Origin of the sequence: Staphylococcus sp. HMSC06C11 (genome assembly GCF_001808345.1) — a bacterium.
GTDB lineage: Bacteria > Bacillota > Bacilli > Staphylococcales > Staphylococcaceae > Staphylococcus > Staphylococcus capitis.
This window is the reverse complement of sequence record NZ_KV793038.1, coordinates 139,617-157,651: the sequence shown is the minus strand read 5'-3', so window position 1 is coordinate 157,651 and position 18,035 is coordinate 139,617. Positions and strand designations below refer to the sequence as shown.

Annotated in this window: 21 protein-coding genes; all 21 read left to right on the top strand. The window is 33.5% G+C overall.

Annotated features, from left to right (window positions below; translation table 11 throughout):
- The first annotated feature begins 158 nt into the window (after positions 1-158).
- The 21 genes from HMPREF3154_RS11240 to HMPREF3154_RS04180 all read left to right on the top strand — a co-directional run bounded on the left by HMPREF3154_RS11240 (position 159) and on the right by HMPREF3154_RS04180 (position 18,035).
- Positions 159-353: a zinc-finger domain-containing protein gene (locus tag HMPREF3154_RS11240; protein WP_023350266.1), complete on the top strand. Its 195-nt coding sequence runs from the start codon at positions 159-161 to the stop codon at positions 351-353.
- Positions 354-365: 12 nt separating this feature from the next.
- Positions 366-620 (top strand): NifU N-terminal domain-containing protein, encoded by a 255-nt coding sequence (locus HMPREF3154_RS04275; protein ID WP_002433917.1) that lies wholly within the window; start codon positions 366-368, stop codon positions 618-620.
- 32 nt (positions 621-652) lie between these two features.
- Entirely contained in the window at positions 653-1,765 is a 1,113-nt protein-coding gene (locus tag HMPREF3154_RS04270; protein WP_023350267.1) for a conserved virulence factor C family protein, read from the top strand.
- Positions 1,766-1,817: 52 nt separating this feature from the next.
- The gene (brxA, locus tag HMPREF3154_RS04265) at positions 1,818-2,255 is read left to right on the top strand and encodes a bacilliredoxin BrxA (RefSeq protein WP_023350268.1); all 438 of its coding nucleotides are present in this window, start codon (positions 1,818-1,820) and stop codon (positions 2,253-2,255) included.
- A 188-nt stretch (positions 2,256-2,443) separates the two neighbouring features.
- Positions 2,444-3,400 carry a thymidylate synthase gene (locus HMPREF3154_RS04260; RefSeq protein WP_002433615.1) on the top strand — a complete coding sequence of 319 codons (957 nt, stop codon included), beginning with the start codon at positions 2,444-2,446 and terminating at the stop codon, positions 3,398-3,400.
- Positions 3,401-3,467: 67 nt separating this feature from the next.
- Positions 3,468-3,953 (top strand): dihydrofolate reductase, encoded by a 486-nt coding sequence (locus HMPREF3154_RS04255; protein WP_023350269.1) that lies wholly within the window; start codon positions 3,468-3,470, stop codon positions 3,951-3,953.
- A gap of 10 nt (positions 3,954-3,963) precedes the next feature.
- Entirely contained in the window at positions 3,964-4,803 is an 840-nt protein-coding gene (gene fakB2 / locus HMPREF3154_RS04250; RefSeq protein ID WP_023350270.1) for a fatty acid kinase binding subunit FakB2, read from the top strand.
- Positions 4,804-4,908: 105 nt separating this feature from the next.
- Entirely contained in the window at positions 4,909-5,436 is a 528-nt protein-coding gene (gene msrA / locus HMPREF3154_RS04245; RefSeq protein WP_023350271.1) for a peptide-methionine (S)-S-oxide reductase MsrA, read from the top strand.
- The gene (gene msrB / locus HMPREF3154_RS04240; protein WP_002433862.1) at positions 5,429-5,857 is read left to right on the top strand and encodes a peptide-methionine (R)-S-oxide reductase MsrB; all 429 of its coding nucleotides are present in this window, start codon (positions 5,429-5,431) and stop codon (positions 5,855-5,857) included. Before msrA ends, msrB begins: the two co-directional genes overlap by 8 nt.
- A 12-nt stretch (positions 5,858-5,869) precedes the next feature.
- A complete protein-coding gene (locus HMPREF3154_RS04235) occupies positions 5,870-6,370 on the top strand; it encodes a PTS sugar transporter subunit IIA (protein WP_002453251.1) in 501 nt (166 codons plus the stop codon).
- Positions 6,370-6,594 (top strand): YozE family protein, encoded by a 225-nt coding sequence (locus tag HMPREF3154_RS04230; protein WP_002433965.1) that lies wholly within the window; start codon positions 6,370-6,372, stop codon positions 6,592-6,594. Before HMPREF3154_RS04235 ends, HMPREF3154_RS04230 begins: the two co-directional genes overlap by 1 nt.
- 358 nt (positions 6,595-6,952) lie before the next feature.
- Positions 6,953-8,431, top strand: coding sequence for a S41 family peptidase (locus tag HMPREF3154_RS04225; RefSeq protein ID WP_023350272.1), 1,479 nt, complete (start codon positions 6,953-6,955; stop codon positions 8,429-8,431).
- 217 nt (positions 8,432-8,648) lie between these two features.
- Positions 8,649-9,152, top strand: a complete 504-nt coding sequence (locus tag HMPREF3154_RS04220; protein WP_023350273.1) for a GNAT family N-acetyltransferase — start codon at positions 8,649-8,651, stop codon at positions 9,150-9,152.
- 17 nt (positions 9,153-9,169) lie between these two features.
- Entirely contained in the window at positions 9,170-10,243 is a 1,074-nt protein-coding gene (locus HMPREF3154_RS04215) for an undecaprenyldiphospho-muramoylpentapeptide beta-N-acetylglucosaminyltransferase (RefSeq protein WP_002433989.1), read from the top strand.
- A gap of 12 nt (positions 10,244-10,255) precedes the next feature.
- A complete protein-coding gene (locus HMPREF3154_RS04210; RefSeq protein WP_002433679.1) occupies positions 10,256-10,870 on the top strand; it encodes a phosphatase PAP2 family protein in 615 nt (204 codons plus the stop codon).
- A gap of 327 nt (positions 10,871-11,197) precedes the next feature.
- Positions 11,198-12,289, top strand: coding sequence for an ABC transporter ATP-binding protein (locus HMPREF3154_RS04205; RefSeq protein WP_070474399.1), 1,092 nt, complete (start codon positions 11,198-11,200; stop codon positions 12,287-12,289).
- Positions 12,290-12,345: 56 nt separating this feature from the next.
- On the top strand, positions 12,346-13,242 hold the full coding sequence (locus tag HMPREF3154_RS04200) for an ABC transporter permease (RefSeq protein ID WP_211181649.1): 897 nt from the start codon (positions 12,346-12,348) through the stop codon (positions 13,240-13,242).
- Between the two features lie 11 nt (positions 13,243-13,253).
- Positions 13,254-14,942: an extracellular solute-binding protein gene (locus HMPREF3154_RS04195; protein WP_047796273.1), complete on the top strand. Its 1,689-nt coding sequence runs from the start codon at positions 13,254-13,256 to the stop codon at positions 14,940-14,942.
- A gap of 15 nt (positions 14,943-14,957) precedes the next feature.
- A complete protein-coding gene (locus HMPREF3154_RS04190; protein ID WP_002433538.1) occupies positions 14,958-15,854 on the top strand; it encodes a carbohydrate ABC transporter permease in 897 nt (298 codons plus the stop codon).
- A 14-nt stretch (positions 15,855-15,868) separates the two neighbouring features.
- Positions 15,869-16,723: a metallophosphoesterase family protein gene (locus tag HMPREF3154_RS04185; protein ID WP_023350277.1), complete on the top strand. Its 855-nt coding sequence runs from the start codon at positions 15,869-15,871 to the stop codon at positions 16,721-16,723.
- On the top strand, positions 16,710-18,035 hold the full coding sequence (locus HMPREF3154_RS04180) for an MATE family efflux transporter (protein WP_023350278.1): 1,326 nt from the start codon (positions 16,710-16,712) through the stop codon (positions 18,033-18,035). The genes HMPREF3154_RS04185 and HMPREF3154_RS04180 overlap by 14 nt, the downstream gene beginning before the upstream one ends.

Here is an 18,035-nt window from a genome sequence, read left to right as displayed (position 1 = left end):
ACATACAACTCAATCAGCATTCTTTCTCAGTACCTTTTGCAACAAACTTCCAATAATTAAATATAAATTGATTATTTCAAAATACATCCCTAACAATGCTATAATACAAACATGTGAAATAAGAGATGTAACATTAATAAAGTATATAGCTAAAGGAAGTGGAGGCTATACTCACTTATTCAGAACAAAAAGCGATTAATAAAATCGACGAGCTCATGAACACTTATTGTTACCAATGCCCACTAAAAGCGCACAACAGAAAAACGCAAGGTAAAACACAAGCGCATCATTTTTGCATTAATGAGTGTTCAGTAGGTAAACAAATCAAACAAATAGGGAACGAGCTACAATAGGAGGACACCAATATGGAAATCGTAGCAATTTCAGAAACACCAAATCACAACACTATGAAAATTTCTTTAAGTGAACCACGTCAAGATAATTCTTCAACAACTTATACTTCTGCTAAAGAAGGGCAACCAGAATTTATTAATCGATTATTCGATATCGATGGCGTCAAATCTATTTTTTATGTGATGGACTTCATCTCAGTTGACAAAGAAGATGACGCAAACTGGGATGATTTATTACCACAAATTCAAGCAGCTTTTAATCATTAATATAAACGTTTTATTTAAAGGGGGGCTAAAAAATGGAGATTGTTCGTGTAGAACCTACTCCTAGTCCTAATACAATGAAAATTGTATTATCTGAAAAAAGAGAAGATAATCAATCCAATACTTATACTGAAGTAAGAGAAAATCAACCACAATTTATTAACGATCTTCTCAAACTTGAAGGCGTAAAATCCATCTTTTATGTGATGGATTTCCTAGCAATAGACAAACAACCAAAGGCCAATTGGGAAGACGTCTTACCTCAAATCACTTCAACACTTAATAATGAATCAAGCTATAATCAAGAACCTCAACCTGACGAACATTATGGTGAAGTTCGTGCGGAAGTTCTAATGTTTAAAGGGATACCTTATCAACTTAAGATTACAACAAATAAAGATGAACAACGTAAACAATTACCAGAAATTTATATCGATAAAATGCTAGAAGCCCAAAAAGAAAATGATAATGTAGTATTCTTGAGAAAATGGGAAGATTTCGGCATTCGATATGGTAATGTGGAAGAAGTAATGGAGAGCGTTTATGAAGAAGTTATCGCACTTTATCCCGAAGAACGCCTTGATTCGCTAGTTAAAGAAGCACTTGAAACTGATATTATAGTTCCAGAACAACATTATCAACATGTCACATTGGATGAGTATGAGTCAGCACAAGATTGGAAAGCACGTCTCAGAATGCTTAAGGCATTTCCAACACCTACATTTGATGATATCCCGTTGTTAGAAACAGCACTTAATGAAGAGAAAATCCCTTTAAGACGTGAAGCTGTTGTGCTACTAGGGATGATTGAAGATCCTAAAATTTTACCTTATATTTATCAAGGTCTTCACGATAAAAGTCCAGCTGTAAGAAGAACTGCTGGCGATTGCCTTAGTGACTTAGGTTTCAAAGAAGCTTTACCAGAAATGGAAAAAGCACTTGATGACCCTCAAAAAATCGTAAGATGGCGTGCAGCGATGTTTATTTTTGATGAGGGTAATGAGGAACAATTGGCATCACTAAAAGCACATGCAGACGATTCAGCGTATGAAGTCAAACTTCAAATAGAAATGGCTATCTCCAGAATAGAAAATGGAGATGAGGCTTTAGGTTCAGTTTGGAAACAAATTGCTAATCGGAAAAGATAACTTATTTAATGTTTAATAATAAATGACAAAAGAAGTATCAAGGAGTGTTAATATGAACGGCTATGAGTCTTATATGAGAGAATTAGCGCAACAAATGCGTTCTGAACTTACTGAAAATGGTTTCAAAAGTTTAGAAACTAGTGACGATGTGAAGGGTTACATGAATGACTTAAAAGATGATGAAACAACATTCGTTGTTATTAATTCAACATGTGGTTGTGCAGCAGGATTAGCTAGACCAGCTGCTGTAGCGGTTGCTGAACAAAACGAAGTGAAACCCACAAATAAAGTAACTGTTTTTGCAGGTCAGGATAAAGAAGCAACACAAACAATGCGTGAATACATCCAACAAGTGCCTTCTAGTCCTTCATATGCCTTGTTTAAAGGGCAAAACTTAGTTCACTTTATTCCACGTGAACATATTGAAGGCAGAGATATTAACGATATCGCAATGGATTTAAAAGACGCTTTTGATGACCATTGCCAATAATTTTTTAATTGTACTACCCCGAGTTACAGCATTTCACAATGTAACTCGGTTTTTTTATCCAAAAAAAGAAATTTGTCATCTTAAATAGCTCTCCCTATCAACAGTTAATGATTTCTAGTATAATATTCAGTAATATAATTTATTAATAATAACTAAAATAAAGTGATTTACTTAAAGGAGCTGTACATATGTATAATCCATTCGACAAAGCGTATCATAGCTTATGCGAAGAGGTATTAGAAATAGGTAATCAACGTGATGATCGTACTCATACTGGTACAATTTCTAAGTTTGGTCATCAATTAAGATTTGATTTATCAAAGGGGTTCCCTTTATTAACAACTAAAAAAGTTTCATTTAAATTAGTAGCTACAGAATTGTTGTGGTTTATTAAAGGTGATACAAACATACAATATTTACTTAAATATAATAATAATATATGGAACGAGTGGGCCTTCGAAAATTACGTTAATTCTGAAGACTATCAAGGACCTGACATGACTAACTTTGGACATCGTTCTCAAGAAGATCCAGAATTTAATGAGCAATATAAAGAAGAGATGAAAAAATTTAAAGAACGTATTCTAAATGATGATGAATTTGCTCGTCAATATGGTGATTTAGGTAATGTTTACGGTAAACAGTGGAGAGACTGGGAAGATAAAGATGGTAATCACTTCGATCAGCTAAAAACAGTAATTGAGCAAATTAAAACAAATCCTAATTCTCGACGTCATATTGTGTCTGCGTGGAATCCTACAGAGATTGAGACCATGGCGCTACCACCATGTCACACTATGTTCCAATTTTACGTTCAAGATGGTAAGTTAAGTTGCCAACTTTATCAACGTAGTGCTGACATTTTCTTAGGTGTACCTTTCAATATTGCGAGCTACGCCTTACTTACTCATCTCATCGCAAAAGAATGTGAACTTGAAGTAGGTGAATTTGTTCATACCTTCGGAGATGCACATATTTATTCAAACCATATGTCAGCTATTGAAACTCAACTTTCTCGTGAGAGTTACAAAGCACCGACATTACAGATAAATTCAGACAAATCCATTTTCGATATCAACTATGAAGATTTAGAAATTGTGGATTATGAATCACACCCTGCTATCAAAGCACCTATAGCGGTATAGATTGACTTACTTTATAAATAAAAATATAGAAATCTAATCATATTTACCATAAGAAAGGGGGAAGACGATGACTTTATCCATCCTCGTCGCACATGATAAACAAAGAGTTATCGGATATCAAAATCAATTACCTTGGCACCTTCCAAATGATTTAAAACACGTTAAACAATTATCAACTGGTCACACATTGGTAATGGGTAGAAAAACTTTCGAATCTATTGGGAAACCTTTACCTAATAGACGAAATGTTGTATTAACAAATAATCCTTCATTTAAACACGAAGGTGTCGATGTCATTCATTCTATTGAAGAAATTAATAATATTCCTGGACAAGTATTTATTTTTGGTGGACAAACACTTTTCGAAGAAATGATAGATAAAGTTGATGACATGTATATCACTGTTGTCGACGGTAAGTTCCAAGGAGATACATTCTTCCCTCCTTATACATTTGAAGATTGGGAAGTTGAGAGTTCTGTTGAAGGACAATTAGATGAAAAAAATACTATTCCGCATACATTTTTACATTTAGTGCGCAGAAATGACCAATAGGAGGCTATTTATGACTAAACAAGTTATCGTCACGGATTCCACCTCTGATTTATCACATGAATACTTAAAGAAACATGATATTCACGTTATTCCTTTAAGTATCACTATTGATGGTAATTCTTATACTGATCAAGAAGACATTTCTTCTAAAGAATATATTGAATATATCGAGGCAGATGCAGACGTCAAAACGAGTCAACCGCCCATCGGTAAATTTATAGAAAAATATGAAGAGTTAATTAAAGAAGATGTAGAGATTATTAGCATACATCTATCTTCAGGTCTGAGTGGTACTTATAATACTGCCGTTCAAGCTAGTCAAATGGTAGGCGGTAAAATTACTGTTATCGATTCTAAATCAATCTCATATGGCTTAGGTTATCAAATTGAGCACATCGTTGATTTAGTTGAAAAGGGAACACCTACAACTGACATTGTTGAAAGTGTCGACAAACTACGCGATAATATTCAACTTTTCGTAGTCATAGGGCAATTGAATCAACTTATTAAGGGCGGACGTATTAGTAAAACTAAAGGTTTAATAGGGAATATTATGAAGATTAAACCCATAGGTACATTAAATGAGGGAAAATTAGAACTTGTTCATAATGCTAGAACTCAAAAATCTAGCATTCAATATTTAAAGAAAGAAATAACTGAATTTATTGAAAATCATAATGTTAAATCAATAGGTGTTGCTCATGCGAATGTGATTGAATTTGTTGATAAACTCAAAAAGTCATTTAGCGATGCTTTTCATTTTGATCAATTTGATGTCAACGTCACAACTCCAGTTATTTCAACTCACACAGGTCAAGGTGCTATTGGTCTAGTTGTACTTAGAGATTAATTCTTTAGGATAAACTCTAGCTATTTAATGTTGAGTAAAATACTTTAAATTACATGGTGTTTAGCGTAAATTATTAAAAAAGAGACAACTTAAGGAGGTACTACTATGGCATATGCAACGCTTGCAGGAGGTTGTTTCTGGTGTATGGTAAAACCATTTACTTCTTACCCAGGAATAAAATCTGTCGTTTCAGGATATAGTGGTGGTCACGTTGAGAATCCCACTTATGAACAAGTCTGTACGAATCAAACTGGTCACGTTGAAGCTGTACAAATTGAATACGATCCTGAAATTACTTCCTTCGAAAATATATTAGATGTTTACTTTAAAACATTCGACCCCACAGATGATGGTGGTCAGTTCTTCGATAGAGGTGAAAGTTATCAGCCAGTAATCTTTTATCATGATGATAATCAGAAAAAGGCAGCTGAATTGAAAAAACAACAAATTGAAGAGCAAGGTATATTTAATAAACCTGTCATCACACCAATCAAACCTTATAAAAACTTCTACCCTGCTGAAGATTATCACCAAGACTATTATGAGAAAAATCCATTGCATTATGAGCAATACCAACGTGGATCTGGCAGAAAAGCATTTATAGAATCACATTGGGGGTCTCAAAATGATTAAGAAAAATAAAGATGAATTGAATGAAATGGAATATCTTGTCACTCAAGAAAATGGCACAGAACCACCATTCCAAAATGAATATTGGAATCATTTTGATAAGGGTATTTATGTTGATAAATTATCTGGTAAACCTTTATTCACATCAGAAGAAAAATTTGAATCTAACTGTGGTTGGCCAAGTTTCTCCAAAGCATTAAATGATGATGAAATCATTGAACTCGTTGATAAATCTTTTGGTATGATAAGAACTGAAGTACGTTCTGAAGATGCTAATAGTCATTTAGGACATGTATTCAATGACGGTCCGAAGGAAACCGGTGGTCTACGCTATTGTATTAATTCAGCAGCTATTCAATTTATTCCATATGAAAAGTTAGAAGAACTTGGATATGGTGATTTAATTCCACACTTTGAAAAATAGGAGTGAACAACAATGTTTAAAAAATTATTCGGAAAAGGCAAAGAAATCAATAAAGATATTAAAATATACGCACCGTTAACAGGTGAATATGTGAAAATTGAAGATATTCCTGACCCTGTATTTGCACAAAAAATGATGGGTGAGGGTTTTGGTATAAATCCTACAGAAGGTGAAGTCGTTGCACCAATTGAAGGCAAGGTCGACAATGTCTTCCCAACAAAGCATGCTGTAGGACTTAAAGCAGACAATGGATTAGAACTACTCGTACACATTGGTCTAGATACTGTTCAACTTGATGGTGAAGGCTTTGAAGTATTAGTCGAAAGTGGTGACACTGTGAAGGTAGGCGACCCACTTATTCGTTTTGATTTAGAATATATTAAAAATAATGCTAAATCAGTCATTTCACCAATTATTATCACAAATTCTGACCAAACTGAGTCTATTCATTTAGAAGATGTAGAAGCAGTTGTTAAAGGCGAGACTCAAGTTATTGATGTGACTGTAAGCTAATGGTTAAAAATTACTCATTCTATCAATTTGTTATGACTGTTCGTGGTCGTAAAGACGATAAAGGGGAATTAGCTGAGCAAATCTTTGATGACCTTGCATTTCCTAAACATGAAGATGACTTCAACGTCCTTTCAGAGTACATTGAAACTCAAAGTGAGTTTACTGTACCCATGTATGTCTTTGATGATTTATACGAAGAGTATACTGAATGGTTAAAATTTTAAAATTAAACAAAGTTTTTACTAATAAAAAAAGGGAGTGAACTTTGTGTTCAAACGATTAAAGTTGAATACTATTTCACTCCCACATTTTTGTTTGATTTTGTATATAAATTAAAGCCATCATTTACATATGTTAGCATGATTCTCAATTTTTCAAATTAATTTAAGATACATCTTACGACTCATGTATATGAAACATAGTTATATAATAATGAAGAGTAGTCCTCGCTTAATTTGCTTCACAGTTGGAGAAGTTGTCTATTTTATATATTTTCTAACTTCATTTTCATAAAAAAGGGAGAACTAAGAGCATATACATAATGATTAATATAAATTTAGCAAGTACAAGGGATGTGATAAAGTGAGTAATGATTCAGAACGTAATGATGCACAACAACAAGACGACGAAAGTCAATCAAATTCTCAAAATAAAAACAAACAAGTAAGATTTAAAATTTGGCAGTTTCTGTTGATTCTTCTTGGAGTTATTTTAATAACAGCAGGAATCACTGTGGCCGCGACGATATTGATTAGTCATAAGATGAGCGGACTCAATAAAGATCAACGTGCAGATTTAAAAAAGATAGAATATGTATATAAGACGCTAAATAAAGATTATTATAAAAAGCAAGATTCAGATAAATTAACACAATCAGCAATTGATGGAATGGTTAAAGAATTAAAGGATCCATATTCAGAATATATGACTTCTGAGGAAACTAAACAATTCAATGAAGGTGTGTCAGGAGATTTCGTTGGTATTGGCGCAGAAATGCAGAAGAAAAATGATCAAATTAGTATTACCAGTCCAATGAAAGACTCACCAGCTGAAAAAGCAGGAATACAACCGAAAGATGTCGTAACGAAAGTTAATGGTAAATCTGTTGAAGGCAAACCATTAGACCAAGTCGTAAAACTAGTCAGAGGTAAAAAAGGTACTAAAGTAACTTTAACTATCAAACGAGGTTCTCAAGAAAAAGACATTAAGATTAAACGTGATACGATTCATGTTAAGAGTGTCGAATACGAGAAAAAAGGCAACGTTGGTGTCTTTACTATTAATAAATTCCAAAGTAATACATCTGGAGAATTAAAATCTGCAATTATCAAGGCACACAAACAAGGTGTACGTAAAATAGTATTAGATTTACGTAACAATCCTGGTGGTCTTCTAGACGAAGCTGTTAAAATGGCGAACATCTTTATCGATAAAGGAAAAACAGTTGTTCAATTAGAAAAAGGCGATGATAAGGAGCAATTGAAAACATCAAATGATTCGTTGAAACAAGCAAAAGATATGGATGTTTCTATCTTAGTAAATGATGGTTCAGCAAGTGCATCAGAAGTCTTTACAGGTGCTATGAAAGATTATCATAAAGCTAAGGTTTATGGCTCTAAAACATTTGGTAAAGGAATTGTACAAACTACACGTGAATTCGGTGATGGTTCATTACTAAAATATACTGAAATGAAATGGTTAACACCTGATGGTCATTATATTCATGGTAAAGGTATTCAACCGGACAGTAAAATAGCTACACCTAAATATCAATCTCTTAACGTTATACCTAATAATAAAACTTATCATTTAGGTGACGAGAATAAGAATGTTAAAACGATGAAAATTGGACTCACAGCCTTAGGTTATAAAGTGAATAATGAGTCTAACCAATTTGATTCAGAATTAGAATCTGCAATTAAATCCTTCCAGAAAGACAATCATTTGGAAGTAACCGGAAAATTTGATAAAAAGACAAATGATAAATTCACTCAAGAATTAGTTGAAAAGTCAAATAAACATGATACTGTATTAGACAAATTACTTAAAAAACTTAAGTAAGATATTGTTTGAAAAGTAAATATAGGTTTGATTAAATCTTATTTATATGACTTAAAGTACTATTAGAGAGAATGTATCGCTCATTTATTTAATACAATCTATATAATAGTTAGCGACTTTAGTTATATAAGTTTAAAATACGCCTCATTTGTTAAATTATATAAGAAATGGGGCGTATCATTTTTTTAATACTATAAAAAAGAGGTGTTTTGGCAAGATGATTAGAACAGCAACAAAAAATGATTTACCTGTAATTGAAAAACTCGTTGATGAAGCAAAAGAAAAAATGAAAGAATTTAATAATAATCAATGGGACGATAAATACCCTGTAACCGAACATTTTGAGAAAGACATCGAAACCGAAACACTTTATGTATTGGATGTAGATAGTAAAATTTACGGTTTTATTGTTATCGACCAAACACAATCAGAGTGGTATGATGACATTGAATGGCCAGTTAATCGTGAAGGTGCTTATGTTATCCATAGATTAGCTGGATCAAAAGATTATAAAGGTGCAGCAACTGAACTTTTCCAATTTGCGGTAGATTTAACAGAGGAACATGGCATACATGTTATTCTTACTGACACGTTTGCGCTAAATAAACCCGCGCAAAATCTTTTTGAGAAATTTGGATTTACTAAAGCTGGAGAAGCAGAAATGGATTATCATCCTTTCGATAGAGGCGCACCATTTTACGCTTATTATAAAAAAATATAGGAATAGAGGTTGTAACTATGTCGAAAATTGCATTTACCGGTGGAGGAACAGTAGGACACGTATCTGTTAACTTGAGTCTTATTCCTACTGCTGTGGAAAAAGGTCATGAAGCGTTTTATATCGGTTCTAAACAAGGAATTGAAAGAGAGATGATTGAATCTCAACTACCAGATATAAAATACTATCCTATTTCTAGTGGTAAATTACGTCGTTATTTATCATTTGAAAATGCTAAAGACGTTTTTAAAGTATTAAAAGGCGTGTTAGATGCACGTAAAATTCTAAAAAAACATAAACCTGATTTATTATTTTCAAAGGGCGGATTCGTAAGCGTTCCTGTGGTCATTGCAGCCCGCTCACTAAAAATACCTACAATCATCCACGAATCTGATTTAACACCAGGGCTTGCGAATAAAATCGCACTTAAATTCGCTAAAAAAATTTATACGACATTTGAAGATACACTTCAATATCTTCCTAAAGACAAAGCTGACTTTGTTGGCGCAACCGTTCGTGAGGATTTGAAACAAGGTAATAAAGAACGTGGTTATCAATTAACCGGTTTTAACACAGATAAAAAGGTCTTACTCGTCATGGGTGGTAGTCTTGGTAGTAAGAAACTCAATGAAACAATTCGTGAAAATCTAGAGGCCTTATTACATGATTATCAAATTATCCATTTAACTGGTAAAGGACTAGTTGATAACACTATTGATAAAAAAGGTTATGTTCAATATGAGTTTGTTAAAGATGATTTAACTGATTTATTAGCTATAACAGATACAGTAGTAAGTCGTGCCGGTGCAAATGCGATTTATGAATTCTTAACATTAAGAATACCTATGTTATTAATCCCATTAGGTTTAGATCAATCTCGTGGAGACCAAATTGATAACGCTAAAAACTTTTCATCGAAAGGCTATGGCCGATATACACTTGAAGATGAACTAACTCAAGTAGGTTTATTACAAGAGTTAAATGATATTGAAACAAATCGTGAAGATATCATTAAACAAATGAAAACATATAAAGAAAGTTACACTAAAGAAGATTTATTTGATAAAATTGTACATGATGCATTAAATAAGTAGGGGGCACCAAGCATGAACCGTTGGACGCGCATTTCATTACTCATTGTTTTCACACTCGTTTTTGGGATAATCGCATTTTTCCATGAATCTCGTCTAGGAAAGTGGATTGATAATGAGGTTTATGATTTTATTTATGCATCAGAGAGTTTTATCACTACATCAATTATGCTAGGTGCGACTAAAATTGGTGAAGTTTGGGCCATGTTATGTCTATCACTCACACTTGTAGCATATTTAATGTTAAAACGTTATCAAATTGAAACATTATTCTTTGCTATAGCAATGGGTCTTTCAAGCATACTTAATCCTGTCCTTAAAAATATTTTCGACAGAGAACGTCCAACACTCCTACGTTTAATTGATATTTCTGGATTTAGCTTTCCTAGTGGACACGCAATGGGCGCAACCTCATACTTTGGAAGCATCATTTACATTTTAAATCGCCATGATTCAGGTATTTCTAAAGGTGTGTTAATAGGATTAAGTGCATTATTCATATTATTAATTTCAACATCAAGAGTCTATTTAGGCGTTCATTATCCTACTGATATTATTGCAGGTATTATTGGTGGCGCCTTTTGTATTGTACTATCGACACTTATCCTAAAGAAACAACTCGCCATATAAACCTTGCACGACAAATAATAACCTAACCACTGAAATGATTCTTAAAAAGAAGATTTCAGTGGTTTTTTTGTTTTAATGAGAATTTATTTATGCCTTCTTGAATGTAATTTTAATGTAAATAATATTTATCTAATATAAATATCTTTGTTTTATTTTTGAATAAATATAGACTATAAATGCTTTTATATAAGTGTTTATAGTCTTTTTGTTTTTGAAAAATAATAAACAAAAGTTTTTGATTTACGAAAACTTAATTTTGAAAAAAGTTTCCTTTAATAGAAAACTCTTATACTGAATTTGCGATTACATCTTCAAAGGAGCAAAGACATGATACAAATCAAGGATTTAAACAAAGTTTATGAAAATGGTAGTCACGCAGTTAAAGATTTTAATCTAGATATTCATGACAACGAATTTGTTGTATTTGTTGGACCATCGGGATGTGGGAAGTCTACGACCTTACGTATGATAGCAGGTCTAGAAGATATTAGTAAGGGAACAATTAGCATCGACGATAAAGTGATTAATGATTTACAGCCTAAAGATCGTAATATAGCTATGGTGTTTCAAAATTATGCACTTTATCCTCATATGACTGTTTATAAAAACTTAGCATTTGGATTAAAAATGCGTGGTATTAAAAAGAAAATTTATGATAAGAAGATTCAAGACGCTGCCAAAATATTAGAAATAGAAAATCTTCTTCAACGTAAACCCAAAGCATTATCCGGAGGCCAACGTCAACGTGTAGCGTTAGGACGAGCAATAGTGAGAGACGCACAAATTTTTTTAATGGATGAGCCACTTTCAAATTTAGATGCCAAATTAAGAAGTAACATGAGAAGTGAAATCATTAAAATACATAAAGAAATGAATGCAACAACAATCTATGTCACACATGATCAAACGGAAGCAATGACGATGGCCTCACGCATTGTGATACTAAATCAAGGAGAAATTCAACAAATTGGCACGCCAGAAGAAATCTACCGTCATCCAGTGAATGAATTTGTTGCAACATTTATAGGTAGCCCTTCGATGAATATTATCCCGTTAACTTATCATATGGACGCATGGTATTTCGACGCTCAAAAAGTTGCTGATCAATCTGTAGTACAACTTTCGTCACATTCACAATGTAGACTTGGTATTCGTCCTGAAGATTTGCATCTCATTACTAACGATGATTCGCGTGCATATCCTATTCAACTCACAAATTTAAAAATAGATTTAGTCGAATTGACGGGCTCTTACAAATTACTCCATTGTCATCATGACAATCATAAAATTGTAGCCGCTGTAGATAGTAACCTTAATTTTGAATTAGGACAAAACGTATCTTTCGGCATTCATTCGAAAGATGCACATTATTTCCATTCTGAGTCAGGTGAACGAATGAAAGAGGAGGATGTATCGTGAGTAAAATCAAGCAACATGGAATTCAATCCACTCATCAAAAATCTTTGCTCAAAAGAATGTGGGAACATAAAGTTTTATATCTTATGATTTTACCTTGCTTACTTTTTTTCCTTATTTTCAATTATATACCTATGACAAGTCTAATTTTAGCGTTTAAAGATTTCCGTTTTGATACGGGTATTATTGGTGGTGATTGGAAAGGGCTACACTACTTCCAAAGATTCTTCACTGATTCAAGATGTGTACAAATCATTATAAATACACTTGTTATCAGTGGAATGAAGCTCATTCTAGCTCTTCCTTTTCCTATCATTTTAGCCATTATGTTTAATGAAATTAAAGATTCTAAATTAGGTAAAATCAGAGGACTATTCCAAGGAATATTATATATACCTCATTTTTTATCGTGGGTCGTTGTGATAGGTATATTCAAGAAGTTACTCGCACCAGATGACGGTTTAATGAATCAACTTATTCACAAATTCGGTGGTGATGGCTCAACTTATTTTATGATGAACCCTGAATATTTCCATACCATCATGTTTTCTAGTTATATTTGGAAAAATGTCGGCTGGGACTCCATCATTTATTTTGCTGCAATCATGAGCATCAACCCTGAAATATACGAATCAGCAGCAATAGACGGAGCGAACCGCTTCAAACAAATTATACATATTACTTTACCAATGCTCACGCCTACAATAGTTATTCTATTTATTATTTCATTAGGAGATATTTTAAAAGCTGGCTTTGATCAAATCTATTTACTCAAGACACCTGGAAATGCGAGTGTATCAGAAATATTAGACACCTTTGTAATACGCACGGGAATCGAACAGGGAGACTTCAGTTACGCCATAGCTATAGGACTTTTACAAGGTGTTATTGGTCTAATCGCGGTCGTCATTATCAATAGATTTGCCGATAAAAAACTGGATACTTCATTATATTAAGGAGAATGTACATGTTTAGAAAATCAATACTCATCTTACTTATTGCGGTAATGATACTCACATCGGCGTGTGGCAAAGATAAATCACAAGATGAAGCAAAGAGAAAAGCAGATGCCAAAGGGAAGCCAGATACATGGATTGCTGATAGAAAATTAAAAGGTTTAGTCTTCCAAAGTGATAATGATGCCTCTCCGAAGATGAATAAAGAGGTTGCTAAAGAACTAAAGAAAAAAACCGGAATCACTTTAGAATTACAGACAGTTTCAAATGAAGATTCGACTGAAGCACTAACATCAGGTCTCGCTTCTGGTGATTTACCTGACTTCATCGTTTATTACTTAGACGATAGTGGACGCCCTGAAATGAAAGTTCTAAATAAAGCGGCTAAACAAGGTCGACTCACAGATCTTACAAAGATGCTTAAAAACACAAAAATCTATAGTAAATATTTTAAGAAAGGCTACCTTCCTAAAGATACGAAAGATAATATTATGTTCAATAAAGAAATGGACGGCACTTACCTTGTACACATGGGTATCAATCGTCATCCAGGTCAAGAAGAACGTCGCACAGTAGGAGGTCCCTATGTTCGTAAAGATATAATGGATAAACTTCATATAAAGCCTTCATCAATTAAAACTTCCAAAGATGTAGAAAAGCTAGCACAAAAAATGAAGGATCATCACTTTAAAGATGATAATGGTAAAGAAATTACACCAATTGGTCCTACAGCTTGGGGAGGCGACGATCGCACTAAATTCTACAACGACCTCGTATGGACTGGACAGTCAGATGAGAAATTTTTAAACAAAGGGAAAAAGATTGTTCACGAATCTCAAACTGATTATCCACTCAAAAGAGTGAGATATGTCAAAGAATTAATGCAAAAAGGACTCATGACGAAAGAATTTTACACAATGGAAGAGAACAAAGCGAAAGAAGGACTTGTTAATGGTTCATGGGGCATAGTTTCAGATTTACATAATTATGTCACTGAAAATCAAAACATGAAATATGTACCTCTTGGCCCACTCAATACAGTCAAAGGTAAATTTAGAGTTGAGAAACCTTATAAATCTGGTGCAAACGGATGGGCTGTCCCAAGTACGACTGAACATCCAGAGGACGTAGTTAAACTTGCTGATTTCTTAGCTAGTCGTGAAGGTAAATTATTAGGACAATATGGCATTAAAGGTCGTGATTACACATTAGATAAAAAAGGCAACCCACACGTCAAACCAGAAGTATTAAAAGAAGTCAAAAACGACCCTGACAAAGCGAAAAAACGTGGTTTCAGAGGCGCGGGTTCATACTGGGCTGATCATCTTGGTTATACAGATATAGATAATAAAGCTGACTTTGGTGAAATCGAATACGGCGATAATACTAAAACAAGCAAAACCACACCTGAAAAGATTGCTGATATGTGGCATTATGACGAACGCCAAAAGCACGCAAAAATTGTTAATGGTCTAACAGTAAAATCTTTCTTATCTAAATATGAGTATGGTGAAGATTTAGAGGTAGCACTTGATGATTATAGCGACGCAATTAAACGCGCTTATTATTCAAGAACTGACAAAGAAGCCAAGCAAATAATCGATAGTGCGAAACAACGCTTGAACGAAGCTGGTTTAAATCAGTTTGAACGTTATGTAGAAAATCAAAGAGATAAAAAAGGAACGCAAATTATTTACTAAGAGGTGTATTAGACAATGAAAATATCCCAAGATAAAAGTGCTATTGTCATTCGCATCATTTCATTAATTATCATAATAGGTTTAGTTATTACTATTATATTGCCACTAATCAATATCTTTGCCTTAGCATTTAATTCCGGTGTCGATGCGCAAAAAGGTGGTATCACATTCTTTCCTCGTAAGTTTTCGCTAGATAATTTTAAAGAAATATTTAAACAAGGAACATTATTGAATGCATTGTTTATTAGTGTAGCTAAAACTGTCATAGGAACAATCTTAAGCGTGATATTAACCGCCATGGCAGCGTATGTCTTAACAATAAAAACACTGCCATTCCGAAGAATCATTTCATTCTTCTTAGTATTTACAATGTTATTTAGTGCTGGAGTGGTTCCACTATACATTTTATTAAATCAATTACATTTAACAGACACTTTCTGGGTCTATATTTTACCTTCACTCTATAGTGTTTATAACATTCTAATCATGCGTACATTTTTTAATCAGTTACCAACAAGTGTTATCGAAGCTGCGAGGGTAGATGGTTGTAATGACTTTCAAATCTTTTGGAAAATAGTCCTTCCAATGAGTAAACCGGTAGTCGCATCAATTACTTTATTTAATGCTGTGAGTCAATGGAACGACTGGTTTACAGGCGCATTCTTCGTACGCAACCCAAATTTAAAACCTTTAGCAACAGTATTACAGGATATGCTCACTAAGCAAGCCGCAATAGCTGAAGCACTTAAACAGAAATCAGGTTCTTATGCAATGTTGGATAAAGTAACAATTACTGGTGATTCTATGCAAATGGCAATGATAGTGTTGTTAACAATTCCAGTATTATTCTTGTTCCCATTTGTTCAAAAACATTTTGTAAAAGGAATCAATATAGGTTCAACTAAGGAGTAAAGGAGATTTAAAAAATGACGAAAATCCTACAATTAAGTGATTTACACATTGGCCCACATAATGACGCCAAAGATCAAAAAACATATGATTTGATTCAACATATGATGACACATTATCGTCCCGATATCACTGTATTAACTGGTGATCAAATATGGTCTGAAGGAGTCATTGATTCTGGTCGAGTTTATAAAGAACTTATCGAATATTTAAATCAATTTGATACTCAAATTGCAACAACATTTGGTAATCATGACACTGAAGGACATCTTAAACGGGGTGATTTACGCGCCATTGAAGAACAATATTCTAAAAATTATGTTCAAAAACATCATAGTTTAATTATTGATGATAAAGAAGCTTATACTATTGAAGTAAGCTCTCAAGATACACTTACACACGTTCTTTATGTGATTGACGGGGGGGATTATAACCCATTTGGCATAGGTGATTACGACTTTATCAGACCTGAGCACGTTAACTGGCTTAAAGAGACTTATGAAGCGTATAAGTCACAATACAAACGTAGCTTTCAACATAATTTACTATTTACACACATTCCTCTACAGGAATATCGAGAAGTAGAGAATATCAAAGAATTCCATGGCATATTTAATGAACCTATTGCTTGCTCAAAAATTAATTCTGGATTATTTAGTCAAATGCTATTAAATGGAGATATTGAAGGGATGTTCTGTGGTCACGATCATGATAATGATTTCACTATTAACTTATATGGAATTCGTCTAAGTTTTGGTCGCGTCGGTGGCTATAACACTTATGGTGACTTACAACGTGGTGCACGATTAATAGAATTACAACCTCATGAAATATTTAAATCGAAAGTATTAGAATTTGATGATCGTTACTAAAGGCGCATTTAGATCCTTATATGTACCTATACTTATTGAACAACTGTTCATACTTCTCATGGGGCAAGCTGACACATTAATGCTCAACAGTTATAGTACGAATGCAGTTGCAGCATCCGGAATGACGAGTCAAATATTAATGCTCATTACGTTTCTTATTACAATCATTCACGTGGGAACTAATATTCGTATTGTTCATTTAAAAGCACACCAAACATCAATGATTCCAAAAGAAATTTATCACAATCTTCTTTTCAATATCATCGTTTCGATTGTATTTACATTAGTTGTAGGTATGGTGTTTTCACCGTTATTACATCTTTTTCAAGTACCTAAGGACATATTTAATCTAACTTATCAATTTGGTTTAGTTATATTGAGTGTCTTAACTTTGACCTCAACTCAAATGTATATAGGAACCGTACTTCGTGTTATGAATTATGCTGCGATTGCTACACGCATCACAGTAATTAGTAATTTGACTAATATCATTCTAAATGCTTTCGTACTTTTTATAATTCCAGATTTGGTAGGTAATCCTGTATTAGCAATTGCTTATGCTACAGCCATTAGCCGTCTGCTTGGATGTCTCTTAGCATTCATAGCACTTTTAAAAATTTACAGACCGAAACTGCATTACTTTAAAATTAATTTTAAAATACTTTATCAAGTTTCAACATTAGGTATACCTAGTGCTGGCGAGCAAATTTCATATAACTTTGCACAAACATTTACGACAGCATTTATAGCAATGTTAGGAACACAAGTTATTGCAGCTAAATCTGTTGCAACTGTGTTAAGTGGTTTATCTTTCAGTTGTGCGATGGCATTTAGCGCTGCATGCCAAATTTATTTAGGCCATTTTATAGCTAGACATCGCTATAGTGTACTAAAGAAAACTGTGTTAAGAAGTATATGGTTTAATGTGATTCAATCCTTAATTATCATGGTATGCGTTTTAGTAGGTTTCGTCGCTGTCGGTAGATGGCTTACACATGATGTTCAAACATACCATTTAATTATCTACTATCTAGTTATTCTTATAGGATTGGAACCGATTCGTGCAATTAATAATTTAATCGTAGATTTATTAAATGTAGCTGGGGATGTGCGTTTTCCTGTTACAGTCAATATCATAACTACTTGGTTGTTACTGTTGCCTGGAAGCTTTCTATTAGGCATTCATTTGGGGTTTGGTTACACCGGTATTATTCTAGTGAGTATTGCAGATGAAGCGCTGCGATTTATCATCATGTATTTCAGATGGCGAAATGATAAATGGCGCGCACGCATGAAGCAGATAGGAGTATAG